The sequence below is a fragment of the Streptomyces sp. G7(2002) genome (assembly GCF_028870195.1).
GTDB lineage: Bacteria > Actinomycetota > Actinomycetes > Streptomycetales > Streptomycetaceae > Streptomyces > Streptomyces nigrescens.
In genome coordinates this window covers 3,518,744-3,544,614 of record NZ_CP102609.1, presented here as the reverse complement: position 1 = coordinate 3,544,614, position 25,871 = coordinate 3,518,744, and the positions used below count along the sequence as shown (strand labels likewise).

Annotated in this window: 21 protein-coding genes and 2 tRNA genes; 15 read left to right on the top strand and 8 right to left on the bottom strand. The window is 69.7% G+C overall.

The window, feature by feature from the left end:
* Positions 1-61: 61 nt before the first annotated feature.
* Entirely contained in the window at positions 62-1,504 is a 1,443-nt protein-coding gene (locus NUT86_RS14695; protein ID WP_018088279.1) for an amino acid permease, read from the bottom strand.
* Positions 1,505-1,799: 295 nt separating this feature from the next.
* A complete protein-coding gene (locus NUT86_RS14690) occupies positions 1,800-3,209 on the bottom strand; it encodes an amino acid permease (protein WP_274735618.1) in 1,410 nt (469 codons plus the stop codon).
* Between the two features lie 331 nt (positions 3,210-3,540).
* On the opposite strand from NUT86_RS14690, the gene NUT86_RS14685 reads away from it, so the two are divergent.
* On the top strand, positions 3,541-4,134 hold the full coding sequence (locus NUT86_RS14685) for a biotin transporter BioY (RefSeq protein WP_274735616.1): 594 nt from the start codon (positions 3,541-3,543) through the stop codon (positions 4,132-4,134).
* Positions 4,135-4,307: 173 nt separating this feature from the next.
* On the opposite strand, the gene NUT86_RS14680 is transcribed toward NUT86_RS14685, so the two are convergent.
* A complete protein-coding gene (locus NUT86_RS14680) occupies positions 4,308-5,756 on the bottom strand; it encodes an amino acid permease (protein WP_018088276.1) in 1,449 nt (482 codons plus the stop codon).
* 210 nt (positions 5,757-5,966) lie between these two features.
* Here NUT86_RS14680 and NUT86_RS14675 point away from each other — a divergent pair, with 210 nt between their 5' ends.
* Positions 5,967-6,452, top strand: a complete 486-nt coding sequence (locus tag NUT86_RS14675; RefSeq protein WP_018088275.1) for a ribose-5-phosphate isomerase — start codon at positions 5,967-5,969, stop codon at positions 6,450-6,452.
* Positions 6,453-6,522: 70 nt separating this feature from the next.
* On the top strand, positions 6,523-7,344 hold the full coding sequence (locus tag NUT86_RS14670) for an Fpg/Nei family DNA glycosylase (RefSeq protein WP_018088274.1): 822 nt from the start codon (positions 6,523-6,525) through the stop codon (positions 7,342-7,344).
* A 67-nt stretch (positions 7,345-7,411) separates the two neighbouring features.
* Here NUT86_RS14670 and NUT86_RS14665 read toward each other — a convergent pair whose 3' ends face one another.
* Positions 7,412-8,641 (bottom strand): GNAT family N-acetyltransferase, encoded by a 1,230-nt coding sequence (locus NUT86_RS14665; RefSeq protein WP_274735613.1) that lies wholly within the window; start codon positions 8,639-8,641, stop codon positions 7,412-7,414.
* Positions 8,642-8,768: 127 nt separating this feature from the next.
* Between NUT86_RS14665 and NUT86_RS14660 the strand changes: the two genes are divergently transcribed.
* The gene (locus NUT86_RS14660) at positions 8,769-9,914 is read left to right on the top strand and encodes a PP2C family protein-serine/threonine phosphatase (RefSeq protein ID WP_026169397.1); all 1,146 of its coding nucleotides are present in this window, start codon (positions 8,769-8,771) and stop codon (positions 9,912-9,914) included.
* A gap of 183 nt (positions 9,915-10,097) precedes the next feature.
* Here NUT86_RS14660 and NUT86_RS14655 read toward each other — a convergent pair whose 3' ends face one another.
* A complete protein-coding gene (locus NUT86_RS14655; protein ID WP_018088271.1) occupies positions 10,098-11,228 on the bottom strand; it encodes an acyltransferase family protein in 1,131 nt (376 codons plus the stop codon).
* Positions 11,229-11,877: 649 nt separating this feature from the next.
* On the opposite strand from NUT86_RS14655, the gene NUT86_RS14650 reads away from it, so the two are divergent.
* Positions 11,878-12,072: a hypothetical protein gene (locus tag NUT86_RS14650; protein ID WP_026169395.1), complete on the top strand. Its 195-nt coding sequence runs from the start codon at positions 11,878-11,880 to the stop codon at positions 12,070-12,072.
* A 43-nt stretch (positions 12,073-12,115) separates the two neighbouring features.
* Here the strand turns inward: NUT86_RS14650 and NUT86_RS14645 are convergent, their stop codons facing one another.
* Both NUT86_RS14645 and NUT86_RS14640 read right to left on the bottom strand, forming a co-directional pair.
* Positions 12,116-12,493 carry an arsenate reductase family protein gene (locus NUT86_RS14645; RefSeq protein WP_018088269.1) on the bottom strand — a complete coding sequence of 126 codons (378 nt, stop codon included), beginning with the start codon at positions 12,491-12,493 and terminating at the stop codon, positions 12,116-12,118.
* Between the two features lie 113 nt (positions 12,494-12,606).
* Positions 12,607-12,677 (bottom strand) — tRNA-Gly (locus tag NUT86_RS14640).
* A 182-nt stretch (positions 12,678-12,859) separates the two neighbouring features.
* Here NUT86_RS14640 and NUT86_RS14635 point away from each other — a divergent pair.
* The 5 genes from NUT86_RS14635 (at position 12,860) to clpX (ending at position 17,646) form a co-directional block, all read left to right on the top strand.
* Positions 12,860-12,936: transfer RNA gene (locus NUT86_RS14635), tRNA-Pro, on the top strand.
* Positions 12,937-13,169: 233 nt separating this feature from the next.
* Entirely contained in the window at positions 13,170-14,552 is a 1,383-nt protein-coding gene (gene tig, locus NUT86_RS14630) for a trigger factor (RefSeq protein ID WP_018088268.1), read from the top strand.
* Between the two features lie 294 nt (positions 14,553-14,846).
* Entirely contained in the window at positions 14,847-15,449 is a 603-nt protein-coding gene (locus tag NUT86_RS14625; RefSeq protein WP_030283915.1) for an ATP-dependent Clp protease proteolytic subunit, read from the top strand.
* A 66-nt stretch (positions 15,450-15,515) separates the two neighbouring features.
* A complete protein-coding gene (locus NUT86_RS14620; protein WP_026169394.1) occupies positions 15,516-16,193 on the top strand; it encodes an ATP-dependent Clp protease proteolytic subunit in 678 nt (225 codons plus the stop codon).
* Positions 16,194-16,362: 169 nt separating this feature from the next.
* Positions 16,363-17,646: an ATP-dependent Clp protease ATP-binding subunit ClpX gene (clpX, locus tag NUT86_RS14615; RefSeq protein ID WP_020397704.1), complete on the top strand. Its 1,284-nt coding sequence runs from the start codon at positions 16,363-16,365 to the stop codon at positions 17,644-17,646.
* Positions 17,647-17,729: 83 nt separating this feature from the next.
* Here the strand turns inward: clpX and NUT86_RS14610 are convergent, their stop codons facing one another.
* Positions 17,730-18,683 (bottom strand): hypothetical protein, encoded by a 954-nt coding sequence (locus tag NUT86_RS14610; RefSeq protein ID WP_274735607.1) that lies wholly within the window; start codon positions 18,681-18,683, stop codon positions 17,730-17,732.
* 163 nt (positions 18,684-18,846) lie between these two features.
* On the opposite strand from NUT86_RS14610, the gene NUT86_RS14605 reads away from it, so the two are divergent.
* The 5 genes from NUT86_RS14605 (at position 18,847) to ndk (ending at position 25,807) form a co-directional block, all read left to right on the top strand.
* A complete protein-coding gene (locus tag NUT86_RS14605; RefSeq protein WP_274735605.1) occupies positions 18,847-21,468 on the top strand; it encodes a valine--tRNA ligase in 2,622 nt (873 codons plus the stop codon).
* 243 nt (positions 21,469-21,711) lie between these two features.
* Entirely contained in the window at positions 21,712-23,166 is a 1,455-nt protein-coding gene (locus NUT86_RS14600) for a peptidoglycan D,D-transpeptidase FtsI family protein (protein ID WP_274735603.1), read from the top strand.
* A gap of 131 nt (positions 23,167-23,297) precedes the next feature.
* Positions 23,298-24,812, top strand: a complete 1,515-nt coding sequence (gene folC / locus NUT86_RS14595) for a bifunctional tetrahydrofolate synthase/dihydrofolate synthase (protein WP_018088262.1) — start codon at positions 23,298-23,300, stop codon at positions 24,810-24,812.
* A gap of 2 nt (positions 24,813-24,814) precedes the next feature.
* Positions 24,815-25,156 carry a DUF4233 domain-containing protein gene (locus tag NUT86_RS14590; protein ID WP_159488263.1) on the top strand — a complete coding sequence of 114 codons (342 nt, stop codon included), beginning with the start codon at positions 24,815-24,817 and terminating at the stop codon, positions 25,154-25,156.
* A 237-nt stretch (positions 25,157-25,393) separates the two neighbouring features.
* Entirely contained in the window at positions 25,394-25,807 is a 414-nt protein-coding gene (gene ndk / locus NUT86_RS14585) for a nucleoside-diphosphate kinase (protein ID WP_093644061.1), read from the top strand.
* The last annotated feature ends 64 nt before the right edge of the window (positions 25,808-25,871 follow it).

The window sequence follows — 25,871 nt, the reverse complement described above, 5'->3', positions numbered from 1 at the left end:
CGGAGGCGGGGGGGGACCTCGGAATGAGGTCCCGCCCCGCCTGATGGGGAGTGGGGGAGCGCTACTCCTTGGACAGGCCCGCGCCCCGGCCCAGCGCCCGCTGCCGGATCAGTCCGATCACCGTCAGCACCACCCCGAAGCCACCGGTGAACAGCAGCTGGATGCGCTGGTTCTCATCGCGCAGCATCAGCAGCAGCACGGCGGTGATACCCGCCAGCGCCACCCAGGTCAGCACCGGGAAGGCCCACATCTTCACCACGAGCTTCTCGGGTGCCTCGCGCTCCAGCATCCGGCGCATCCGCAGCTGGGCGACGGCGATGAAGCCCCACACCACCAGGACGGCCGCGCCGACCATGTTCAGCAGCCACTGGAAGAGCGTGTCGGGCCACAGGAAGCTCAGCACGACCGCGAAGAAGCCGAAGGCGGCGCACAGCAGGACGGCGCGGCGCGGGACGCCGCCGCTGACCTTGCCGAGGAAGGCCGGGCCCTGGCCGCGGGAGATGAGCGAGTACGCCATCCGCGAGGCGCCGTAGAGGTTGGCGTTCACCGCGGAGAGCAGGGCGACCAGGATGACGACGTTCATGACCTGGCCGGCCGCCGGGATCTCCAGGTAGTCCAGGACCGCCACGTACGGACCGCTCTTGGCGATGGAGGGGGCGCTCCAGGGGATGACCGTGACGATGACGGCCATCGAGCCGACGTAGAAGAGGGCGATCCGCCACATCGCGGTACGCACCGCGCGGGCGACGCCGCGGACCGGGTCCTTGGACTCGGCGGCCGCGATGGTCACCGTCTCCAGGCCGCCGTAGGCGAACACCGAGGCCAGCAGGCCGATCATCAGGCCGTCGACGCCCTTGGGGAGGAAGCCGCCGTCACCGGTGAGGTGCGTGGTGCCCGGAGCGGAGGTGCCGGGCAGCAGACCGAAGATGGCCAGCAGCCCCAGGACCAGGAAGATGGCGATCGCCGCGACCTTCAGGGCGGCGAACCAGAACTCGAACTCACCGAAGTTGCTGACCGCGGCCAGGTTGGTACCGGTGAAGATCACCATGAACAGCAGGACCCACATCCAGGGCTCGGAGCCCGGGAACCACTGGACCATGATGTCCGCGGCGCCCATCGCCTCGGCGGCCACCGCCACACACAGCAGCGCGGTGAACATCCAGCCGACCGTGAATCCGGCCCACGAGCCTATGGAGCGCTCGGCGTGCACGGAGAAGGAGCCGGAGGCCGGATTGGCCGCGGCCATCTCGCCGAGCATGCGCATGATCAGCATGACCAGGGCGCCGGACACGGCGTAGGCGAGCACGATCGAGGGGCCGGCCGCCGCGATGCCCTCGCGCGAGCCGACGAACAGGCCCGCGCCGATCACCCCGCCCAGGGCGATCATCGAGAGGTGGCGCTGCTTGAGGCCGTTGGACAGCGTGGATCCGCTGTCGGGGCCCGCGCCCTGAACCGCGTCGCTCTGCTCGCGCGCGGCGGCGGCGGACGAGGGTGTCCGATTCATGTCGTACCTGTCCCAGTAGGTGAGAGCGGAGCAAGGCGTTACTGCGTTCTCCCGGGGCCGCGACCGGCGCGACGGTGCTGCCGGGCCCCCTGGACCCCCGCCGGGGCAGCAGGTCGCGAAGGGCCTGCCGACGGCACAACTCCGGGTCCTCGGCAAAGCGGGCTCAGTTTGAGCGCCGGTGTCCGCTCAGGGCAACACTTGTGCAGCGAATGTTCGGTATTCAGACGTGATCGTCACTATGTGTGCCTGATTCCTCGTCGAATACGACGCGGTGTGACCTTCGACGCAGGGCGGATCAGCGCCGGGCGCGCCGCCCGCGGAGTTCGCGGAGGCCCGCGACGAGCAGCACCGCGCCCGTCGCCCCGGCCGACCACAGCAGCTGCGGACGGGCCGTGTCGTCGGTCAGCATCAGCACCAGCACGCCGCCCATGGCCACCAGCGCCGCCCAGGTCAGATACGGGAACGCCCACATCCGCAGGGTCAGCTTCCTGGGTGTCTCGCGTTCGATGCGCGGACGCAGCCGCAGCTGGGAGACGGCGACCAGTCCCCACACGAACAACAGCACCGCGCCGACCGCGTTGAGCATGTACAGGAAGACCGAATCCGGCCATTTCAGATTCAGCAGCACGGAGACGAACCCGAAGGCCACCGACGCGAGCACGGCCCGGCGCGGCACCCCTCCGGAGACCTTCAGCAGCGCCCGCGGCGCCTCGCCGCGCTCGGCGAGTGAGAACACCATCCGCGACGAGCCGTAGAGGTTGGCGTTCAGCGCGGAGAGCAGCGCCACGAACACCACGATGTTCATGATCTGGCCGGCGCCCGGCACCCCGATGCTGTCCAGCACCGCGACGTAGGGGCTCTTGCCCGGCTGCATCGACGACCAGGGCAGCAGCGTCACGATCACCAGCATCGAGCCGACGTAGAAGAACAGGATCCGCCACACGGCGCTGCGCACCGCCCGGCCCACCGCACGCGCCGGATCGTCCGACTCGGCCGCGGCGATGGTGACGACCTCCAGGCCGCCGAACGCGAACACCACCGCGAGGACACCGGAGATCACCCCGGCCCAGCCGTGGGGAAGGAAGCCGCCGTGCCCGGTGAGGTTCGCCAGGCCGACCGGCTCGGTGTCCGGCAGCACCCCGAAGACCGCCAGCAGGCTCAGAGCGAGGAAGAGCACGATCGCGGTGACCTTCAGTGCCGCGAACCAGAACTCGAACTCGCCGAAGTTCTTCACCGCGGCCAGGTTGGCGACGGTGAAGACGATCATGAAGATCAGCACCCAGCCCCACTGCGGCACCGCCGGCACCCAGCCGTTGGCGATCTGCGCCGCACCGGTGGCCTCCACGGCGAGCACCACGACCAGCAGGAACCAGTAGAGCCAGCCCACACTGAACCCGGCCCAGCGGCCCAGCGCCCGCTCGGCGTGCACCGAGAACGCACCGGACGCCGGCATCGCCGCAGACATCTCGCCGAGCATCCGCATGACCAGCATCGCCAGCGCGCCCGCGATCAGATACGACAGCACGATCCCCGGGCCGGCCACCGCGATCCCCGCGCCGGAGCCCACGAAGAGGCCCGCGCCGATCACCCCGCCCAGGCCCAGCATCGTCAGATGGCGCTGCTTGAGCCCCGCGGACAGCGGCTCTTTCTCACCGGTCCCCGCGCCGAGGGCGGGCTCACCGGCTTGGGTCGTTGCGTCGTGCATGGACTCGTACTCTCGCAAGGGCCGGGGCGGCGGGGGCCGCCGGCGGGTTTGGGGGAACTCCACAGCTCACCGCGGGGCGGACACAGTGTCGCCGCACCCCGCGCGCTACCACAAAACCGGCGCCGGAAGACGGCCCCGGCCGTGATGAGCATCACGTGACCTGCAAAGACGCCACGCACCCCGTCAGGGCCGGGCAAGGTGGCGGTTGTTCGGAACTCTCCAAGCGGGCCGGTACGGCTTTGTCGCCGCCACACGATGATCGCCGGCGGCTCCCTGGACTAACGTCATCGCGTCCCGTCCCATATCCGAAACTCACATCCGCGGAGTCCTGATGAGCACTGCAGCTCTCACCCGTCCTGGCACGGTCCTCGCCGATCTGCTGCCGGCCGCCACCGCCTCCCGCGCCCGCGTCCGTGACGCCGCGCTGGTGCTCGGTGGAGCCGCGCTCACCGGTATCGCGGCCCAGATCGCCGTCCCGGTCCCCGGCTCCCCGGTCCCGGTCACCGGCCAGACCTTCGCCGCCCTGCTGGTCGGCGCCTCGCTCGGGGCGGGCCGCGGTCTGCTGTCGCTGGCGCTGTACGCCCTGGCGGGGCTCGCGGGCATGCCGTGGTTCGCCGGCGGTGCCTCGGGCGCCGGCGGGGCCACCTTCGGCTACATCGTGGGCATGCTGCTGGCCGCCACCGCCGTGGGCGCGCTGGCCCGCCGCGGCGGCGACCGCGGGGTGCTGCGCACCGCCGCCACCATGGCCGCCGGCATGGCCCTGATCTACGCCGTCGGCGTCCCCTACCTGGCCCTGAGCACCGGGATGTCCCTCGGCGAGGCGGTCGCCGTCGGCATGGTCCCGTTCCTCATCGGCGACGCCCTCAAGGCCGTGCTGGCGATGGGCGCGCTGCCCACGGCCTGGAAGCTGGCCGGGCGCCGCTGATTTTGCGGCTCAACCTCCCCCAGCTACCGCTGGGAGGTGCCCCCAGCCGCTCTCGCGGAGGTGGTTGATCGCCGTGGGGGTTCCTCAATCGATGGTTGAGGTGCCCGATACGAAGAGGGCGGGGCCCGCACCAACCGGTGCGGGCCCCGCCCTCTTCGTGCCGTCGTATCGCGCTACGCGCCCTCGACCGCGTCCCGCTCCCGCGGGCGGCGGCGGTCCAGGATCAGCCCGACCGCCAGCACCACCACGGCCGCGACGACCGAAAGGATCATCTGCTCGCGCCCGTCCGGGTCGTAGAACATGTAGCCGATGACGAAGACGATCAGCCCGATCGTCGCGTACGTCAGCCACGGGTACAGCCACATCCGCACCGTCAGCCGCTCCGGCGTCTCCCGTTCGATGATCCGGCGCATCCGCAGCTGCGAGAGACAGATGACCAGCCAGACGAACAGCGCCACCGCACCCGACGAGTTCAGCAGGAACTGGAAGATGGTGTCCTTCGAGGTGTAGCTGAAGATCGTCGCGATGAAGCCGAAGGCGACCGACGCGTAGATCGCGACCGCCGGGACACCGCCCTTGTTGACGGTGGCGAACGACTTCGGAGCGTCGCCGCGCTGACCGAGCGAGAACGCCATCCGGGAGGCGGTGTAGAGCCCGGAGTTCAGACAGGACAGCACCGCGGTCAGCACCACGACGTCCATCACGGTGCCCGCGTACGGGATCTCCAGCGACTTCAGCACGGCCACGTACGGGCTCTTCGCCACCGCCGGGTCGTCCCACGGCAGCAGCGTCACGATCACCGTGATCGAGCCGATGTAGAAGAGCGCGATCCGCCAGATGACGCTGTTGACGGCCTTGCGGACGGCCTGCACCGGGTTGGGCGACTCGCTCGCCGCCAGCGTGACGATCTCGCTGCCCATGAAGGAGAAGACCACCAGCAGCATGCCGGAGAGGATCGCGCCGGGACCGTTCGGCAGGAACCCGCCGTCCCCGGTCAGATGCGACACCCCGACGGGGTCACCGCCCGGCGGCAGCCCGAATATCGCCATCGCGCCGACCACGATGAAGATGACGATCGCCACGACCTTGATCCCGGCGAACCAGAACTCGAACTCGCCGAACGACCCGACCGAGACCAGATTCGTACCGGTCAGCACGATCATCACCAGCAGCGCCCAGGCCCACTGCGGGACGGCCGGGACCCACCCGGTGAGGATCGCGGCGGCCGCGGTCGCCTCGACGGCCAGCACGACCGACCAGAAGAACCAGTACAGCCAGCCGATCGTGAAACCGGCCCAGCGGCCCAGCGCCCGGTCCGCGTAGGCGGAGAACGACCCCGAGGTGGGAGAGGCCGCGGCCATCTCACCCAGCATCCGCATCACGAGCACGACCAGCAGGCCGGTCAGCGCGTACGAGAGCAGGATGCCCGGTCCGGCGGCCGCGATCCCGGCGCCGGAACCGACGAACAGGCCCGCGCCGATGACCCCGCCGATGGCGATCATCGACAGGTGGCGGTTCTTGAGTCCTGCCTGCAGTCCGTCCTGCGACTGCCCCCCGGTCACACCGCTGCCGGGGTCACCGGCAGTGGGGACCACTTTGGTGGTAGGCGGGTGCGCGCCCATGTGCACCGTCCTTCGTGGTTCTCGGATGGATCCCCCGCATTAGATCTTCGTTCACCGTGGATTGGAAGGTCTGCAGCCGGATTGTTGTGTGAAACCCTGGACGGTTACGCGATGCGCTTGCGTACAGAAGGCGGGGGGTAGCTTTCCGTGCAGGAGCCCCGGGCAGACCCAGCCGCGCCTACCCGACGGCGCCCGTGTCACACTCATCGCATGCGCGTGTACCTCGGCTCCGACCATGCCGGTTTTGACCTCAAGAACCACCTCGTCGAGTGGCTCAAGGCCCATGGCCACGAGCCCGTCGACTGCGGACCCCACATCTACGACGCCCAGGACGACTACCCGCCGTTCTGCCTGCGCGCCGCGGAGAAGACCGCCGCCGACCCGGACAGCCTCGGCATCGTGATCGGCGGCTCCGGCAACGGCGAGCAGATCGCCGCCAACAAGGTCAAGGGCGTGCGGGCCGCGCTGGCCTGGAGCGAGGAGACCGCCAAGCTCGGCCGCGAGCACAACAACGCCAACGTCATCTCCGTGGGCGGCCGGATGCACACCGAGGAAGAGGCGACCAAGTTCATCGAGGTCTTCCTCAGCACCCCCTACTCGGGTGAGGAGCGCCACACCCGCCGCATCGAGATGCTCTCGGCCTACGAGACCACCGGCGAGCTGCCCGCCATCCCGGCCCACCACCCGCAGGGCTGACCACCGTTCATCCCGTCGCCCGCCCGCCCCGGCCGCCGGGGCGGGCGGGCGCGCCCACTGGAGGACCTCCGTGCCCGAGGGGCATACGATCCACCGCCTCGCCCTGGACCACCGCTCCCGCTTCGAGGGCGAACGGGTCCGGGTGAGCAGTCCGCAGGGCAAGTTCACCGGCGGTGCGGCCCTCATCGACGGCCAGGTGATGACCGGCGCCGAGGCGCACGGCAAACACCTCTTCCTGGGCTTCGGCCCGGACCGCTGGGTCCATGTCCACCTCGGCCTGTTCGGCAAGCTCGGCTTCGGCGCGGCCCCGGCCCCGCCGCCCACCGACACGGTGCGCCTCCGTCTCGCGAACCCCTCCGCGTACGCCGACCTCCGCGGCCCCACCACCTGCGCACTGATCACCGACGCCGAGAAGCACGCGATACACGACCGGCTCGGCCCCGATCCGCTGCGCCCGGGGGACGACGGCACCCGCGCCTGGCAGCGGATCTCCCGCAGCCGTACGACCATCGCGGCGCTGCTGCTCGACCAGAAGGTCATCGCCGGCGTCGGCAACGTCTACCGCGCCGAGGTCCTCTTCCGCCACCACATCGACCCCTACCGCGCGGGCCGCGACCTCACCCGCGCCGAATGGGACGCCCTCTGGGCCGATCTGGTCTTCCTGATGGCCGAGGGCGTCCGGCACAACCGGATCGACACCGTCCGCCCGGAGCATCTGCCGGAGGCCATGGGCCGCCCGCCCCGGGTCGACGACCACGGCGGCGAGGTCTACGTCTACCGCCGCGCCCACATGGGCTGCCACATCTGCGGCAGCGAGATCCGCACCGCCGGCCTCGCCGCCCGCAACCTCTTCTGGTGCCCGGGCTGCCAGCCGGGCACGGGCGGCGGCTGACGGGCGGGATGCCGCCCGGAACCGCCGCGGAACGCCCGTTCCGCGGACCCGGCAGCGGGGGAGGCCCTCAGAACCCGTGCGGCAGCCAGGGCGCCACATCCGACCCGAACGCCACCGAAGCCGCCGCCAGCGCACCGGGCCGCAGCTCCCGCACCCGTCCCGCCGCCGCCAGCGCCGTCAGGGAGAAACCGCCCAGATACGCCGACCCCAGCTCCCGCACGGACAGCGCCAGCCCGGCCGGGTCCGTGGTCCGCGCACAGGACGCACCCGTCCCGTCGCCGGTCAGCCACCAGCGCCCCTCGTTCCACGGGCAGAACGGGTCGGTGACTTCCAGCACCACATCCACCGGCGTCCGGTACGTCCGCGCCGCCAGCGCCGCGCCCACCTCCACCGGCCGCACGAACAGCGACTCCCGCAGCACGGGTACGCAGCGCCGCATGTCCCCGACGAGATGCGGCAGCGGATCGTCCACCGGCCGGGTGCGCACCGACACCGACGACGTCAGATCGATCCCGAACAGAAAGCGCCACAGCGCCGCGTACACCACCGGGTCCAGTGCCTCGATGTGCCGCACCCGCACCACACCCGCCGGCCCGGCGTCGTCCCAGACCGGTTTGACCGCATAGCGCACATAGCCCCGGACCTCGCCGTCCACCTCGGCCACCACACACTGCAGTTCCCCGGCCCCCTCCCGCTCGCCCGGAGGGTCCAGCACCGCCATCCGCGCCCAGCCGGGCCGCCGCGCCAGCATCCCGGGCCGGGCAGGCACCAGTTGGGCGTAGACCCGCTCGCAGTCGGCCAGCGCGGACGCCGGGTCCACCAGCCGCAGCCGTACCTCGTCCACACCGGGCAGCTCGGGGGCGGCCAGCCGCAGGGTGTCCACGGTCAGCTGCATGTCCTGGGCCGCCGCCCCGTAGCCGAACCGGCCGTAGATCGCCGGCTCCGAGGCGGTCAGCACCGCCAGCGGCTCCCCGCGCTCCCGGACGTCCGCCAACTGGTGCCGCATCATCGCCCGCAGCAGCCCGCGGCGGCGGTGCGTCGGCTGCACACTGACCATCGTGACCCCGGCCGTCGGCACTTCGGCGCCGCCCGGCACGGTGAGCCCGAAGGAGAACGCCCCCGCCGTGGCGACACAGTCCGCGCCGTCCCAGACGCCGAACGAGCGGCCGGTCTCGGTGACCTCACGCCGGACGGCCCGCTGCTCCGGGGTCGGGGGCGGCTCGCCGAACGCCCGGTTCAGCGTGTCCGACCAGGAGTCCCACTCGACGTCCCGCAGCATCCGTAATTCCGTCGCCATGCCTCATCCCTAGCAGCACGCTCCACGGCGGCGCGACCGCATTTCGAACGGGGTTTCCCGGGAATTTTCCGGCCTGACGTGCGGCGAATCGACGCACCGCCGAACGGGTGGATAAGGTCCCAGAGCAATGACAAGCGGCCAGGGAACGGAAACCCTGACGGCCCGGATGCACAAACGTCTGCACCGGGCCCGCATCGGCGTGCGCAAGGCCGGTGTCGACTACTTCCGCGGTGAGGGCTCCGACCGGTTCGCGCTGGCCGCCCTGCTCATCGCCATACCCGCCATCGCCGCGGGCACACTCTGGTGGCCGGAATGGATCGCCCCGACGGCGCTGGTCCTCCCGGTCATCGCCGGCGGACTGCTGTTGCGGCCGGCCAACCTCCTCGTCCTGTACGGCGCTTCCGCGACCGCGCTGGTCGTCGAGTCCGCGCTGTTCGGCCCGTACGACGAAGGGCCGGAACGGATCACTCCGGGCACGGTCCTGGTCGTCGCCGCGGTCGGGCTCTTCGGGCTGCTGATCGCCCAGTTCCGCAGCCGGGTCGGGGTGCCCTGGCGACGCGGCGGCACCATGCTCTTCGACCTGCGCGAACGCATCCGCGTCCAGAGCACGCTCCCCAAGCTGCCCCCGGCCTGGCACCACGAGATGGCGCTGCGCCCGGCCGGCGGACAGTCCTTCTCCGGCGACTTCGTGGTGGCCTCCCGCACCCACGGCGGCACCATCCTCGAAGTGGTGCTGACCGATGTCTCCGGCAAGGGCATGGACGCGGCCTCCCGCGCACTGCTGCTCTCCGGCGCCTTCGGCGGTCTGCTCGGCTCGCTGCCGCCGCACGGCTTCCTGCCCGCCGCCAACGGCTATCTGCTGCGCCAGGACTGGGACGAAGGGTTCGCGACCTCCATCCACCTCGTCCTCGACCTGGAATCCGGCGACTACGAACTCTTCTCCGCGGGCCATCTGCCGGCGTTGCAGCTCAGCGCCGGCACCGGCCGCTGGGAGGAGAAGTCGGGGGACGGGCCGCTGCTCGGCGTCTATGACGGCGCCCAGTTCGACCCGGTCAAGGGCACGCTGCGGACGGGCGACGTGCTGATGCTGTTCACCGACGGCCTGGTCGAGGCCGCCGACCGCGATATCGCCGAGGGCATCGACCGGCTGACCGGCGAGGCCGACCGCTATGTCGCCGGCGGCTTCGCCGGCGCCGCCTGGCATCTGATCGAGGCCGTCGCCAAGGACGTCAACGACGACCGGGCGCTGCTGCTGATCTGCCGGGACGCGTAACGGGGCCGGACGGCAACGCCGGAGGCGGACGCGTCCCCGCCGGATGCCCTCCCGAGAGGGACGTGGGGGGACGTTCTTCAGCCTTTTCCGCGGCCGTTCTCAGGGGCGCCGCGGGCCCGGGACGCCGGTCATGACATGGCGTGAACCGACCACAGCATCCGTCCGGCCCGGGCGCACGGCCCCTCAGGCGCTGACGCGCGCCCGCGCCGTATCGGCCGGGTCCTTGCGGAACGCCCAGGCCATCGTCGGCTCCATGGCGAAGCGGAACACCCTGCGGACCGGCGGGGTGCACAGCGCCGTCACGATGCCGCCCGCGAGCAAGGTGACCACGATCTCACCGAGCGGGGTGTGCAGCCAGGCGTAGTCGTCGAACCAGCCCCAGAACCGCGAGCCCTTGGCCAGGAAGCCGTGCAGCAGATAGCCGTAGAGCGTCCCCGCGCCCAGCACCGTGAACCACGTCTGCCGCGTCGGCACCCAGGCGAAGAAGCAGGCCACCAGCACGATCGAGCAGCCGAAGAGCGCCGGGGTCATCACCGCGCCGACCCACCAGGTGGTGCCCAATTCCTGGGCGCTGTCCCGGTGGTAGAACCACGCCGAGGACATCCTGGGCGCCGCCCAGTAGGCCATCACCAGCGCCGCGGCGAAGATCGGCAGCGACGCGATCCGCACCGCCCGCCGCTGCACCAGCTTGAAGTGCTCCGGCCGCAGCATCAGCCCCAGGACGAAGAACGGCAGGAACTGCAGCACCCGCTGGAGGTCCAGATCGTCCCCGATGTCCGGTGAGACGGAGGCGAGTACGGCGATGGCCACCGCGAGCGGAATCGGCCAGCGCACGACCTGCCACAGCGGGGTGGTCAGCCGCCAGATGAACAGGGCCACCAGGAACCACGTCAGGAACCACGGGTCGAGCAGGCTGATGGGGTGCCCGGGATCGTCGTCCGCCCAGCGCTTGAAGAAGGCATAGGCGGTCTCGAAGAGGACGTAGGGGACCGCGACCCCGGTGACCAGCCGCTGCAGCCGGTCCTTGCGCATGTCGAAGCTGCGCGAGAAGTAACCGGAAATGATGATGAAGGCCGGCATGTGGAAGGTGTAGACGGTCATGTAGAACGCCTCGGCCGCCCGGCTGCCGTCGGTCAGCGGCTCCCATGCGTGCCCCATCGCCACCAGCACGATGGCCAGGTACTTCGCATTGTCGAAGAACGGGTTACGGCCACCGGTCTTCGGCGCGGGCGCCGCCGCGCCCTCCGCGGCGCCGGACGGCTGAGCCGTGGGCCCGGTCCGGTCCGTACCCGCCGCCTTCCGGGCAGGGGGCATCGCGCGTCGGGGTGTCGAGGCAGCGGGAAACATTTGAGGCACGATAGCGGCGGTCGGCAGGCGCGTAAAACCGTCTGCGGGCCCTTCGTTATTTCCCTGGGTGCCGCTCGGGAGAGCGCCCGGATAAAATCCGCAATCGCCAGGGGTGTGGCCTCTCAGCGCTGCCCGATTCGCCCCTTGTTATCCCCCCAAATCGGACCGTATCCCCCGCAAACGACTCTGGGGGAATGTCCCATTCCTTAGTCTTATGTCCGAATGCTAATAAGCCTTTGAAGCGCCCCGTAAGGCAGTGACGGATGCCACGAATTTGAAATTCCCCGTGGCCGGTTAATGATCAGAATGCGGCGGGAAAATGATTGCCGCGAATTACCGACGCGGCGTCAGGCGGGGAAATTTTCCCGCCTTGGGCCCGACTCGACCCGTCCCCCGTCCCCGCCCCGCGCGGCCCCCGTGCCGTCGCCCGCTCGTCGTCCGTACGCCACCCCGCCGTGGCCCCTCGTTCACGGGCGGCCGGAATCGGGCAAAGCGTTGGCCGATGATTCGTCACCGGCCTGCAGTGGGCATGGAGTTGGTGGCACGATGGGTGCAGGGGGGTGTGCGCGGCATGCCCCCGGGCCGGTGAGGCGTTCCGACCGAGGGTGTGATCAGTGTGGCTCTTTCGCTGTCAGTGGTGCTGCTGTTGGGGATCATCATGATCGTGCTGATCAGAGGGAAGTCCCTCAAGGGAGGCCCGGCGCTCGTCGCCATACTGTTCGGCTTCTTCCTCGCCTCCACGGGCGTGGCGCCGTCCATCAACAAATTCCTCAACTCCCTGGCGGACACCATCAACCACATCACCTTCTAGGTGGTCCGCCGGCCCTCCGCCAGGCGCCGCACAAGGTCCCGCCCTACGAGGTCTCGCCCCCGGTCCGCGCCACTGCCTCGCGTACGGCTTCCTCGCTGCGTCCCACCAGCGCCGAGCCGTCGTCCGCGGTGATGATCGGCCGCTGGATCAGCCGGGGGTGCGCCGCCAGCGCCGCGATCCACCGCTCACGCGCGGCGTCGGTGCGCTCCCAGCCCCCGAGGCCCAGCTCCTTGGCCTCGGCCTCCTGGGTCCGGGTGATGTCCCAGGGCTCCAGGCCCAGCCGCGTCAGCACGTCCCGCAGGTCGTCGGCGCTCGGCGGGTCCTCCAGGTACTTGCGCACGGTGTACCGGGCGCCTTCCTCGTCGAGGATCTCCACGGCGGAACGGCACTTGGAACACGCGGGATTGAGCCAGATCTCCATGCAGGCCACCTTATTGATCCGCGACCGCGGAGCGAAGAGGCGTGCAGGAACCCGGCTACCCGTTCCGTACAGCGGAAAACCCCAGGCCGACCGGCCTGGGGCTTCCTCCTGCGAGCGGGCGACGGGAATCGAACCCGCGTAGCCAGTTTGGAAGACTGGGGCTCTACCATTGAGCTACGCCCGCAAGCGCCACAGGTCGCACGGACCTCGGCACGCAGTGCATCCTAGCGGGTCGCGGCGGTGCACCGCACATCCCTTCCCGAGGCCGGTGCGCCTCGCCGCGTACGACCCCATCTCCCGCCACCGGGCGCCCCGATAACTGGCAGCCGTAGCGTCGACGGCCATGTACCCTACGTGTCGCACCGACGGGGTGTGGCGCAGCTTGGTAGCGCGTCCGCTTTGGGAGCGGAAGGTCGTCGGTTCGAATCCGGCCACCCCGACCAGTAGCAGGTCAGCCCGATGACAGCAGTCGGGCACGGCCTCGGCCCACCGTGGCGGCACCGCATGACCGGCCGCTGTTCAAGATCGCGTTGTGGGCGTCATCCTCCTTGCGGTTACTATGCAAGCTGCGTGCCCGTGTGTCTGTGTACCGGGCGTGATCGGCCGGTACCGGAACAGCCGGATACGGGAAGATCTCAAGCAGAACCCCAGAAGTCAGCCCCAAGGAGACCGAACCGTGAAGAGCGCCGTGGAGACCCTGAACCCGACTCGGGTTCGGCTCACTGTCGAGGTGCCCTTCGAGGAGCTCAAGCCCAGCCTCGACGCGGCGTACAAGAAGATCAACCAGCAGGTCACGGTGAAGGGCTTCCGCCAGGGCAAGATCCCGGCGCGCGTCATCGACCAGCGGTTCGGCCGCGGTGCCGTGCTGGAGGAGGCCGTCAACGACGCGCTCCCGAAGTTCTACACCGAGGCGGTCAACGAGGGTGAGCTCAACGTCCTCGGCCAGCCCGAGGTCGACATCACCGAGCTGAAGGACGGCGAGCTGCTGGCCTTCACCGCCGAGGTCGACATCCGTCCCGCCCTCGAGATCCCGGACTACTCCGGCATCGAGGTCGAGGTCGACGCCGTCGAGGTGTCGGACGAGGACATCGACAAGTCCGTCGAGCAGCTGCGTGAGCGTTTCGCCACGACCTCCCCGGTCGAGCGTGCCGCCCAGGACGGCGACGTCCTGACGCTGAACCTCGAGGCCAAGGTGGACGGCGAGGTCCTGGAGGACGGCGTCGCCGAGGGCGTCACCTACACCGTCGGCTCCGGTGAGCTCCTCGACGGCATCGACGAGGCCGTCAAGGGCGTCGAGGCCGGCAACTCCGCCACCTTCACCTCCGAGCTCAAGGGCGGTTCCGCCGAGGGCAAGGAGGCCGAGGTCAAGGTCGAGGTCACCGAGGTCAAGTCCCGCGAACTGCCCGAGCTGGACGACGACTTCGCGCAGCTCGCGAGCGAGTTCGACACCTTCGAGGAGCTGCGCGCGGACAGCCGCAAGCGCCTCGAGCAGATGAAGAAGTACGACCAGGCCACCCAGGCGCAGGAGAAGGTCCTGGACGAGCTGCTCAAGCTCGTCGAGGTGCCGATCCCCGAGAAGCTGCTCGCGGACGAGATCGAGACCCGCAAGCACAACCTGGTCAACCACCAGCTCGGCCAGATGGGCCTCGACCTCGCGAAGTACCTGGAGATCCAGGGCAAGACCGAGGAAGAGTTCGACGCCGAGACCAAGGAGCAGGCCGAGAAGGGCATCAAGACCCAGTTCATCCTGGACGAGCTGGTCAACAAGGAGAAGCTGAACGTCAGCCAGGAGGAGCTCACCGAGCACCTCATGCGCCGCGCGCAGTCCTCCGGTATGTCCCCCGACCAGTTCGCCCAGGCCGTCGTCGAGGGCGGCCAGGTGCCGATGCTCGTCGGTGAGGTCGCCCGCGGCAAGGCCCTCGCGGTCGTCGTCGAGGCCGCCACGGTCAAGGACAGCAACGGCGAGGTCATCGACCTCGACGACGAGGACGAGACCGCCGAGACCGTCGAGGCCGAGGGCACCGACGCCGAGGCCGCCGACGAGAAGCCCGAGGCCTGAGCCACGGTCGCCTCGCGGCGTCACGAAGACCGCTGATTACGGGCCCGAACACGCACGTCCGCGTGTTCGGGCCCGTACTCGTACCGGACCGGTGAGCCTGCGCTCACAGCGAACAGTTATCGATGCGGGATGGCGTTGTCCGACCTGCGCGTTAGGGTCCGTAGATACGAGGGCAGGGGAGTCCCTGAAACCGCGCCGGGGCGACACACGGCGCCGATCCCCGCGCCCCAGAAGACGACGCTGAGACGGCCTGGAGCCGTCCGACAACGAGCAGGTGGACACGTGACGATCCCGATGCCTTCCGCCGCCGCTGAGCCGACCTTCGGTGGCCTCGGCGACCAGGTCTACAACCGGCTGCTCGGCGAGCGGATCATCTTCCTCGGCCAGCCGGTCGACGACGACATCGCCAACAAGATCACCGCGCAGCTGCTTCTCCTCGCCGCGGACCCGGACAAGGACATCTTCCTCTACATCAACTCCCCGGGCGGCTCGATCTCGGCCGGGTTGGCGATCTACGACACCATGCAGTACATCAAGAACGACGTGGTGACGATCGCGATGGGCCTCGCCGCCTCCATGGGACAGTTCCTGCTGAGCGCCGGCACCCCGGGCAAGCGCTTCGCGCTGCCGAATGCCGAGATCCTCATCCACCAGCCCTCCGCGGGCCTGGCGGGTTCCGCGTCGGACATCAAGATCCACGCCGAGCGGCTGCTGCACACCAAGAAGCGGATGGCGGAGCTGACTGCCTTCCACACCGGTCAGACCGTCGAGCGGATCACCCAGGACTCCGACCGCGACCGCTGGTTCTCCGCCGATGAGGCCAAGGAATACGGCCTGATCGACGATGTCATGACCTCCGCCGCCGGCGTTCCGGGCGGGGGCGGCACGGGCGCCTGAGGCCCCGTACCACTCGCCCTTCAGCCCCCAGCCCACTTGATCGCCACCAGGACGGTGAACACCACGATGAACAACTTCCCCGGCAGCGGCCTCTCGCAGGGCGCCGAGTCCGAGTTTTCCGGCCCGCGCGCCGAGTCCCGCTACATCGTCCCGCGCTTCGTCGAGCGCACGTCGCAGGGTGTGCGCGAGTACGACCCGTACGCGAAGCTGTTCGAGGAGCGCGTGATCTTCCTCGGCGTGCAGATCGACGACGCCTCGGCCAACGACGTCATGGCGCAGCTGCTGTGCCTGGAGTCGATGGACCCGGACCGGGACATCTCGATCTACATCAACTCCCCGGGCGGTTCCTTCACGGCGCTCACCGCCATCTACGACACGATGCAGTTCGTGAAGCCCGACATCCAGACGGTCTGCATGGGCCAGGCGGCCTCCGCCGCGGCCGTGCTGCTCGCCGCCGGCACCCCCGGCAAGCGGATGGCGCTGCCGAACGCCCGGGTGCTGATCCACCAGCCGTACAGCGAGACCGGCCGCGGTCAGGTCTCCGACCTGGAGATCGCCGCCAACGAGATCCTGCGGATGCGTTCGCAGCTGGAGGAGCTGCTGGCCAAGCACTCCACCACCCCGATCGAGAAGATCCGGGACGATATCGAGCGTGACAAGATTCTGACGGCCGAGGAGTCCCTGGCGTACGGTCTGGTCGACCAGATCGTCTCGACGCGGAAGTCGTCGGTCTCGATCGGCTAGCGGTCTTCGCACAATGAGCCGGAGCGTTGCCCCCTTGGACCGGGTTCGGACCGAGTGAACCGAGTCCGTCCAAGGGGGGCCCGTACGGGGGGCCCGGCAAGGTACCGTCGATAGGCAAGCACCCGGGTCCGTGGAGCAATACGGATCCCAGGCGAAGGGGAAGCACCTCGTGGCACGCATCGGTGACGGCGGCGACCTGCTCAAGTGCTCATTCTGCGGGAAGAGCCAGAAGCAGGTGAAGAAGCTCATCGCGGGACCTGGTGTGTACATCTGCGACGAGTGCATCGACCTCTGCAACGAAATCATCGAGGAGGAGCTCGCCGAGACCTCCGAGGTGCGGTGGGAGGAACTCCCCAAGCCGCGGGAGATCTACGAGTTCCTGAACGGCTATGTCGTCGGCCAGGATCCCGCCAAGAAGGCGCTCTCGGTGGCCGTCTACAACCACTACAAGCGGGTGCAGGCGGGCGAGAACGGCCCCGGCCGCGGCGAGGAGGGCATCGAGCTCGCCAAGTCCAACATCCTGCTGCTCGGCCCCACCGGCTCCGGCAAGACCCTGCTCGCGCAGACCCTCGCCCGGATGCTCAACGTCCCCTTCGCGTTCGCCGACGCCACGGCGCTGACGGAGGCCGGCTATGTCGGCGAGGACGTCGAGAACATCCTCCTCAAGCTGATCCAGGCCGCGGACTTCGACATCAAGAAGGCCGAGACCGGCATCATCTACATCGACGAGATCGACAAGGTCGCCCGGAAGAGCGAAAACCCGTCGATCACCCGCGATGTCTCCGGCGAGGGCGTCCAGCAGGCGCTGCTGAAGATCCTGGAAGGCACCACCGCTTCCGTCCCGCCCCAGGGCGGCCGCAAGCACCCGCACCAGGAATTCATCCAGATCGACACCACCAACGTCCTCTTCATCGTCGGCGGTGCCTTCGCCGGCCTGGAGAAGATCATCGAGGCCCGGTCCGGCGCCAAGGGCATCGGCTTCGGCGCCACGATCCGCTCCAAGCGCGAGATCGAGTCCAAGGACCAGCTCCAGGACGTCATGCCGGAGGACATGGTGAAGTTCGGGATGATCCCGGAGTTCATCGGCCGCCTCCCCGTCCTCACCTCGGTCCACAACCTCGACCGCGAGGCCCTGCTGCAGATCCTGGTCGAGCCGCGCAACGCGCTCGTCAAGCAGTACAAGCGCCTCTTCGAACTCGACGGCGTCGAGCTCGACTTCGACCGCCCGGCCCTGGAGGCCATCGCCGACCAGGCCATCCTCCGCGGCACCGGCGCCCGCGGTCTGCGCGCCATCATGGAGGAGGTCCTCCAGGCGGTGATGTACGAGATCCCGTCCCGCAAGGACGTGGCCCGTGTCGTCATCACCGAGGACGTCGTCCACTCGAACGTGAACCCGACCCTGGTCCCGCGCAACCGCGGCGACTCGGGGGAGCCGCAGGAGAAGAGCGCGTAGGGCGCACCCATCGTTGTACGAGAGCCGCCCGGCAGCATCCAAGCTGCCGGGCGGCTCTCGTGTTCCGGGGCGACGCGGGGCCGCTACTTCTCCTTGCGGACCTCGTTGCGGATCTTGGCGGTCTTCTCGGAGAGCTCCTCGGCGCTGGGCGTCGAGGCGGTGGCGGGCCCGGAGGGGGTCGGGGCGGCCACCATCTGAACGAGGCCGAGGGCGCTGTTGTCGCCCCAGATGCAGGTGGAGGCGGTGATGGGCACGGTCACACCGCCCTGGGAGACCGTGATCTTCTGCGTCCGGCACTTCATCACCGTGCCGTCGAAGTCACTCGGCGAGTACTCGGTCGTCGGAGTGACGTCCTCGATCTTGGCGCTGCGCATGGTCTTCTTCTGGTTCTCGTCGGCCTTCGCGAGCATCTGGCTCACGGCGCCCTCGGGGTCGGCGACGTTTCCGTACAGACCGGTCACGGTCGCCGACAGCCCGCCGTCAGCCGTGTACTTGCCCTGGACGCCCTTGCTGTTGGTGATGCCGAGGGCCTTGGCCTCCTTGTCGTTCGAGAAGTCCTCGGCCCCCCCTCCCGTGGGGCTCTTCATCTTGGAGAACTCCGCGTTCAGCAGCTTCTCCGGCAACGAGATCGTGTACGGCTTCACTTCCCCGCCCGAGCCGAAGGCGAAGTACGCGCCCACGCCGATCGCCGCGACGACCGCGACCGCGCCGATGATCAGGCCGACCTTCTTGCCGTTGCCGCCGCTCTCCTCCGGGCCCTGCGGGATCATGCCGTAGGGCGTCTGCTGGCCGCCGTACGGGGCCTGCTGGCCGTAGCCGGGCTGGGCGCCCTGCTGGGGGTAGCCGTAGCCCTGCTGCGGGGGCGCCTGGCCGGCCTGCTGGGGGTAGCCGTAGCCCTGCTGCGGAGGCACCGGGCCGCCTTGCTGCGGGTAGCCGTAACCGGGCTGGGGGGCCGGCGGCTGCTGCGGCTGGCCGTACGGGCCCGGCTGCGGGGGCTGCTGTCCGTACGGGCCGGGAGGCGGCTGGTTGAAGCTCATGGAGCGGTTCCCCTCGTGACAACTGAATCCAGTTGAAGTTCTGCGTGTGAAGTTCTGCGATGTTTATGCGCTGCCGACATCCTGTACGACGCCGCTGACAACCGTTGCCCCGGGGGCGAAACCGATTCGAAGCTGCTACATCCGCGCCCGTACACTGTCCGTCGTGACCGAGAACACTCAGCAGAGCAACCACAGCGCCCCCGAACTGCCGACTCAGTACACGCCGGCCGATGTAGAGGGGCCGCTGTACGAGCGCTGGGTAGAGCGGGGCTACTTCGAGGCGGACGAGAAGAGCGACAAGCCGCCGTACACCATCGTCATCCCGCCGCCGAACGTCACCGGGTCCCTGCACCTGGGGCACGCCTTCGAGCACACCCTCATCGACGCGCTCACCCGCCGTAAGCGCATGCAGGGCTACGAGACCCTCTGGCAGCCCGGCATGGACCACGCCGGTATCGCCACCCAGAACGTCGTCGAGCGCGAGCTCGCCAAGGAGGGCGTCTCCCGGCACGACCTGGGCCGTGAGGCGTTCGTCGAGCGGGTCTGGCAGTGGAAGAACGAGTCCGGCGGCCAGATCTCGGGCCAGATGCGACGGCTGGGCGACGGTGTCGCCTGGTCGCGTGAGCGGTTCACGATGGACGAGGGCCTCTCCAAGGCCGTCCAGACGATCTTCAAGCGGCTGCACGACGACGAGCTGATCTACCGCGCCGAGCGCATCATCAACTGGTGCCCGCGCTGTCTGACCGCCATCTCGGACATCGAGGTGGAGTACCAGGACGACGACGGCGAGCTCGTCTCCATCCGGTACGGCGAGGGTGATGCCTCGATCGTCGTCGCCACCACGCGTGCCGAGACGATGCTGGGTGACACCGCGGTCGCCGTCCACCCGGAGGACGAGCGGTACGCCCATCTCGTCGGTACCGAGATCGAGTTGCCGCTGACCGGCCGCCGGATCCCGGTCGTCGCCGATGAGCATGTCGACCCGGAGTTCGGCACGGGTGCGGTCAAGGTCACTCCGGCCCACGACCCGAACGACTTCGAGATCGGCCGCCGGCACGGGCTGCCCAACCTCGCCGTGCTCGACGAGCGCGGTGTCATCACGGCGCACGGCCCCTTCCAGGGCCTGGACCGCTTCGAGGCCCGTTCCGCGATCGTCGGTGCGCTGCGCGCGGACGGCCGGATCGTCGCCGAGAAGCGTCCGTACACGCACTCCGTCGGGCACTGCTCGCGCTGCAAGACCACCGTCGAGCCGCGGCTGTCGATGCAGTGGTGGGTCAAGGTCGGCCCGCTGGCGAAGGCCGCGGGGGACGCGGTCCGCGAGGGCAAGGTCAAGATCCACCCCAAGGAGATGGAGTCCCGCTACTTCGGCTGGGTCGACAACCTCCACGACTGGTGCATCTCGCGCCAGCTGTGGTGGGGCCACCGGATTCCGGTCTGGTACGGGCCGGAGGGCGAGGTCGTCTGCGTCGGACCGGACGAGGAGCCGCCGAGCGGCGAGGGCTGGCACCAGGACACCGACGTCCTCGACACCTGGTTCTCCTCCGGGCTGTGGCCGTTCTCCACGCTCGGCTGGCCCGAGCAGACCCCGAGCGTCGAGAAGTTCTATCCGAACTCCGTCCTGGTCACCGGCTACGACATCCTCTTCTTCTGGGTCGCCCGGATGATGATGTTCGGGCTGTACGCGATGGACGGCACCCCGCCGTTCCACACCATCGCGCTGCACGGCATGGTCCGCGACCAGTTCGGCAAGAAGATGTCCAAGTCCTTCGGGAACGCGGTCAATCCGCTGGACTGGATGGACGAGTACGGTTCGGACGCCGTCCGGTTCACGCTCGCCCGTGGCGCCAACCCCGGTGTCGACGTCCCGATCGGCGAGGCCTGGGTCCAGGGGTCCCGCAACTTCGCCAACAAGATCTGGAACGCCACGCGGTTCGCGCTGATGAACGGTGCGACGGTGGAGGGCGAACTCCCGCCCGCCGAGCAGCTGTCGGCGACCGACCGGTGGATCCTGTCCCGGCTGAACTCGGTCGTCGCCGAGGTCGACGCGTACTACGACGACTACCAGTTCGCGAAGCTGTCGGACACCCTCTTCCACTTCGCCTGGGACGAGGTCTTCGACTGGTACGTCGAGCTGTCCAAGACCACCTTCATGGCGGGCGGCCCGGCCGCCGACGCCTCGCGCCGGGTGCTGGGCGAGGTCCTGGACGTCACCCTGCGGCTGCTGCACCCGATCGTGCCGTTCGTCACCGAGACCCTGTGGACGGCGCTGACCGGCGGTGAGTCGGTCGTGATCGCCGACTGGCCGAAGGACTCCGGCTTCCGGGACGCGGCGGCGGAGCGGGAGATCGAGACCGTTCAGCAGGTCGTGACCGAGGTCCGCCGGTTCCGCTCCGACCAGGGGCTGCAGCCGGGCCAGAAGGTCCCCGCGCGGCTGGACCTGTCCGGTACGGCGCTGGCCGCGCACGAGGCCGCGATGCGCTCGCTGCTGCGGCTGCAGCCGGCCGGTGACGGCTTCAGCGCCACCGCCTCGCTGCCCGTCGCGGGTGCCACGGTGGCCCTGGACCTGTCCGGCACCATCGATGTCGAGGCGGAGCGCAAGCGCCTGACGAAGGACCTGGGCGCGGCCGAGAAGGAGAAGGCGCAGGCCACCGCCAAGCTCGGCAACGAGGCGTTCCTGGCCAAGGCGCCGGAGAAGGTCGTGGACAAGATCCGCGGCCGGCTGGAGGCCGCGGAGGCGGACATCGTCCGGATCACCGCGCAGCTGGCTTCCCTGCCCCAGGCGTAACGGCGGCAGACACCGCGGGCCCCTCGTCCTCACGGGCGGGGGGCCCGCGCCGTTCCCGGGGAGCCGTCCGCCCGCGGGAGGGGTGCCGTCCGGGGGGCCGCCGGGCCTGTCCGGGCCCCGGCGGGCGGGGCCCCGGCGGCGGTCGGGCCGTTCTCATCGCGCTCTCATCTGGCCGAGGCACGGTGGACCGGAATGCCGTGGTGACGGCAGCACCGCACGCCCCGTACCGAGGAGCCGCGCCCCATGAACAAACCGCTGCGACGGGCCGCGGTCTTCTGTCTGGCCCTGATCGTCGCGCTGATGGGCTGGACCACCTGGCTCCAGGGCGCGAAGGCCAGTGACTACAAGGAGGACCCGCACAATCCGCGGGTGACGATCGGCAAGTACGCGGCGCCGCTGGGCAACATCCTCGTCGACGGGCAGCCGGTCACCGGCTCCGCCGCCACCTCCTCCTCGCTGAAGTACAAGCGGACCTACAAGGACGGCCCGCTGTACGCGCCGGTCACCGGCTTCACCTCGCAGATCTTCGGCAGCAACCAGCTGGAGAGCCTGAACGGCGATCTCCTGGACGGCTCCGACAGCCGGCTGCAGAGCCCCGCCGACGCGCTGACCCGTAAGCGGGCCAAGGGCGGCGATGTGGCCACCACCATCGACTCCAAGGTGCAGAAGGCCGGCTACCGGGCGCTGGGCGGCAAGAAGGGCGCCGCCGTCGCCATGGACCCGGCCACCGGCCGGATCCTGGGCATGGTGAGCACTCCGTCGTACGACCCGGGGACGTTCGCCGGGTCCGCCGCCACCGACCAGAAGGCGTGGCGGAAGATGTCCGGCGACGCGGACCACCCGGAGGTCAACCGGGCGCTGCGGCAGCCGCTGCCGCCCGGCTCCACCTTCAAGCTGGTGGTCGCCGCGGCCGCGCTGGAGAACGGCCTGTACCCCTCGGTGGACGAGCCCACCGACAGCCCCGACCCGTACACCCTCCCGCACACCCGCACCAAGCTCACCAACGAGAACAAGGCCGCGCCCTGCAAGAACGCGGACATCCGCACCGCGCTCCAGTACTCCTGCAACACCGTCTTCGCGAAGATGGCCGTCGACCTGGGCAAGGACAAAGTGAAGGCGCAGGCCGAGAAGTTCGGCTTCAACGACGGCGAGGTGGACACCCCGGTGCGGGCCGGCAAGAGCGTCTACCCCGGGAACATGGACGACGCGCAGACCGCGCTGTCCGGGATCGGCCAGTTCGACGACCAGGCGACCCCGCTGCAGATGGCGATGGTCACCTCGGCCCTCGCGAACGGCGGCGAGCTGAAGACCCCGCAGCTGGTCGACAAGCTCACCGACGGCGGCGGCAACACCATCGAGGAGAACGGCCCGAAGACCTACGGCGACGGCAAGGCCCTGTCGGCGCGCTCGGCCCGGCAGCTGCAGTCGGCGATGCAGACGGTCGTGGACAAGGGCACCGGCTCCGGCGCGAAGATCGGCGGACTGACCGTCGGCGGCAAGACCGGCACCGCCCAGCACGGTGTCGACAACAGCGGTACGCCCTACGCCTGGTTCGTCTCGAACGCCGAGGACGGCAAGGGGCACCGGGTGGCGGTGGCCGTGATGGTCGAGGACGGGCACGCCGCCCGCAACGAGGTCTCCGGCAACGGGCTGGCGGCCCCGATCGCGCGGGCCATGATGAAGGCGGCGCTGCCGTAGGCGCCGGCCGGCCCCCGGCGTAGGGGCGCACGCCGGGGCGCGGACCGGGCCGGCCGCCCCGGCCGCGGCGCGGTACCGGCGGAGGGCAACGCAGCGCACCGCTGTCACACGTGCCTCGTAGACTGGTCGGCGTGAGCGAGCGCCCCCAGAACGACGACCCCGACCCGAACGATGCCTTCGACGAACTGGTCGAGGCGGAGACCGACCGTGACCCCGATCTCGCGGTGATCGAGGCCGGCAGCCGGACCCTGCGCGCGCAGGCCGGCCCGCCGCAGGGGGACGGGATCCCCGCCCGGCCGGCCGATCCCGAGGTCGACCGTGCGCTGCGCGCCGTCGAGGAGGAGCTGGCGGGCCGCTGGGGTGAGACCAAGCTCGACCCGTCGGTGCAGCGCATCGCGGCGCTGCTGGACATTCTCGGCTCGCCGCAGCGGGCCTACCCGTCCATCCACATCACCGGCACCAACGGCAAGACCAGCACCGCCCGCATGATCGAGGCCCTGCTGGCAGCCTTCGACCTGCGCACCGGCCGCTACACGAGCCCGCACGTCCAGTCCATCACCGAGCGGATCAGCCTGGACGCCGCCCCGATCCCCGCCGAGCGCTTCATCGAGACGTACCGCGACATCGCCCCGTATGTGGAGATGGTCGACGCCCAGCAGGAGTACCGCCTGTCGTTCTTCGAGGTGCTGACGGCGATGGCGTACGCCGCCTTCGCGGACAGCCCCGTGGACGTCGCGGTCGTCGAGGTCGGCATGGGCGGCACCTGGGACGCGACGAACGTCATCGACGGCGATGTCGCCGTGATCACCCCGATCTCGCTGGACCACACCGACCGGCTGGGGGAGACCCCCGAGCAGATCGCCGGTGAGAAGTCCGGGATCATCAAGAAGGACGCCACGGTCGTGCTGGCCCAGCAGCCGGTGGACGCGGCGTCGGTGATGCTCAAGCGCGCGGTCGAGGTGGATGCCACGGTCGCCCGTGAGGGCATGGAGTTCGGGGTGCTCTCCCGTGAGGTGGCCGTCGGCGGGCAGATGCTGACGCTGCGCGGGCTGGGCGGCGAATATCCCGAGATCTTCCTCCCGCTGTACGGCGCCCATCAGGCGCACAACGCCGCGGTGGCCCTCGCCGCCGTCGAGGCGTTCTTCGGCGTCGGCTCGGAGCACGCCCGCACGCTGGACATCGACACCCTCCGTTCCGCGTTCGCCGCCGTCACCTCGCCCGGCCGGATGGAGGTCGTGCGCCGCAGCCCGACGGTCGTGCTGGACGCGGCCCACAACCCGGCGGGTGCGCGGGCGGCGGCCGAGGCCGTCACCGAGGCGTTCGGGTTCAGCCGGCTGGTCGGCGTGGTCGGCGCCAGCGGGGACAAGGACGTACGGGGCTTCCTGGAGGCATTCGAGCCGATCTTCGCCGAGATCGTGGTGACGCGTAATTCCAGCCATCGTGCGATGGATCCGGATGAGCTGGCGGCCATCGCCGTCGAGGTCTTCGGCGCCGAGCGGGTCCAGGTGGAGCCGCGGCTCGACGACGCCCTGGAGGCGGCGATCACCCTGGCCGAGGAAGAGGGCGAGTTCTCCGGTGCTGGTGTGCTGGTGACCGGCTCGGTGATCACGGTCGGCGAGGCCCGGCTGCTCATGGGGAGGAGCTGACCATGCGCACGCTGTGTGCGGGCACTCTGATAGGCGAATTCTTCGTGATCGGCTTCGCCGGCCTGGTCGCGATGCAGATGACCGAGCTGTCCACGGCCACGGTCTGGACGGTCAGCGGGATCGCGATGCTGCTGAGCCTGCTGCTGTGCGGGATGCTGACCCGTCCGGGGGGTGTCCAGCTCGGCTGGGCGCTGCAGATCGCCCTGATCGCCAGCGGCTTCGTGGTCCCGACGATGTTCTTCCTGGGTGTGGTCTTCGCCGCCCTGTGGTGGGCGTCGGTCCATTACGGCCGCAAGATCGATGAGGCGAAGGCCCGTTGGGCGGAATCGCCTACGGCGGGTTGATTCCCACGTTCTCGGGTGCGGCGCCGTCGCGCCTGCGGCGGGCGTGATCCGCTGCGCGGGGCTGTCGGGTGCGGTGACGGACCTCCGGCCGGCTTCCAGGACTGCTTCGCTTTACGTCCTGGAAGCCGGCCCCTCCGGCCCGTCCCCTCCCGTGGGTGGGTGGGTAAAGGCAGATGGGCCCTCCCCTGTAGCCTCAAGGCACCCGCTGACCGTTGTTCATATCCAGGGAGTCCCTCCGTGAGCCAGCGCACCCTCGTCCTCCTCAAGCCTGACGCCGTCTCGCGCGGTCTGATCGGCGAGATCATCGGCCGTATCGAGAAGAAGGCCGGCTGGACGATCAGCGCGCTGGAGCTGCGCAGCCTGGACCGCGGGATCCTGGAGCAGCACTACGCGGAGCATGTCGGCAAGCCGTTCTACGAGCCCCTGGTCGCGTTCATGTCCTCCGGTCCGGTGGTCTCGATGGTCGTCGAGGGCGAGCGGGTGATCGAGGGCGTGCGTGCGCTGGCCGGTCCGACTGACCCGATTGCCGCGCCGAGTGGGTCCATTCGTGGGGACTTCGGAACGATCACCCGGGAGAATCTGATCCATGCCTCGGATTCCGAAGAGTCCGCGGAGCGTGAGATCAAGATTTTCTTCCCGGGCATTTCCTGACACTTCATCAGCTGCACACCCCCCGTGACCTGGGGCGACCGAAGAAATCATCGGTCGCCCCTTG

Coding starts and splice junctions, on each gene's coding strand:
- NUT86_RS14695 (WP_018088279.1), bottom strand. CDS start 1,504: ATGAATCGGACACCCTCGTCCGCCGCCGCCGCGCGCGAGCAGAGCGAC.
- NUT86_RS14690 (WP_274735618.1), bottom strand. CDS start 3,209: ATGCACGACGCAACGACCCAAGCCGGTGAGCCCGCCCTCGGCGCGGGG.
- NUT86_RS14685 (WP_274735616.1), top strand. CDS start 3,541: ATGAGCACTGCAGCTCTCACCCGTCCTGGCACGGTCCTCGCCGATCTG.
- NUT86_RS14680 (WP_018088276.1), bottom strand. CDS start 5,756: ATGGGCGCGCACCCGCCTACCACCAAAGTGGTCCCCACTGCCGGTGAC.
- NUT86_RS14675 (WP_018088275.1), top strand. CDS start 5,967: ATGCGCGTGTACCTCGGCTCCGACCATGCCGGTTTTGACCTCAAGAAC.
- NUT86_RS14665 (WP_274735613.1), bottom strand. CDS start 8,641: ATGGCGACGGAATTACGGATGCTGCGGGACGTCGAGTGGGACTCCTGG.
- NUT86_RS14660 (WP_026169397.1), top strand. CDS start 8,769: ATGACAAGCGGCCAGGGAACGGAAACCCTGACGGCCCGGATGCACAAA.
- NUT86_RS14655 (WP_018088271.1), bottom strand. CDS start 11,228: ATGCCCCCTGCCCGGAAGGCGGCGGGTACGGACCGGACCGGGCCCACG.
- NUT86_RS14645 (WP_018088269.1), bottom strand. CDS start 12,493: ATGGAGATCTGGCTCAATCCCGCGTGTTCCAAGTGCCGTTCCGCCGTG.
- NUT86_RS14625 (WP_030283915.1), top strand. CDS start 14,847: ATGCCTTCCGCCGCCGCTGAGCCGACCTTCGGTGGCCTCGGCGACCAG.
- NUT86_RS14620 (WP_026169394.1), top strand. CDS start 15,516: ATGAACAACTTCCCCGGCAGCGGCCTCTCGCAGGGCGCCGAGTCCGAG.
- NUT86_RS14610 (WP_274735607.1), bottom strand. CDS start 18,683: ATGAGCTTCAACCAGCCGCCTCCCGGCCCGTACGGACAGCAGCCCCCG.
- NUT86_RS14600 (WP_274735603.1), top strand. CDS start 21,712: ATGAACAAACCGCTGCGACGGGCCGCGGTCTTCTGTCTGGCCCTGATC.
- NUT86_RS14590 (WP_159488263.1), top strand. CDS start 24,815: ATGCGCACGCTGTGTGCGGGCACTCTGATAGGCGAATTCTTCGTGATC.